Raw genomic sequence first — 272 nt, 5'->3', positions numbered from 1 at the left:
CCCAATACCTTTTAAGCCAACCATCCCACACTAATGATATTTCGTCATCAGATAGGTCCTTTAACAACCCACTCATCTTGGCTGTAAAAGTTTCTCTCTCTTCTTTTGATATACTTCTTAATAGATGCGGAATCCAATCATTTAATGGATCATTAATATGCCAGAGAGCCGAAGCGGCATAAAATTCCAAAAAACGCTCTTTTTTATGCCCAGGTAATAACACGTCTAAACGAGTTGCTACTGAGTAAAATGACTTCTTAATTTCATTAAAC

The 272-nt window shown here is 36.4% G+C and carries 1 protein-coding gene; it reads right to left on the bottom strand.

Features of this window, described 5'->3' with window-relative positions:
* A partial coding sequence (locus tag ACRHOC_RS14825; protein WP_431159406.1) for a hypothetical protein occupies positions 1-272 on the bottom strand: 272 nt, incomplete at both ends.

The sequence above is a fragment of the Winogradskyella poriferorum genome, assembly GCF_050618035.1.
Taxonomy (GTDB): domain Bacteria; phylum Bacteroidota; class Bacteroidia; order Flavobacteriales; family Flavobacteriaceae; genus Winogradskyella; species Winogradskyella poriferorum_A.
The sequence above is the reverse complement of the archived record's forward strand: the minus strand, read 5'-3'. Positions and strand labels throughout refer to the sequence as shown.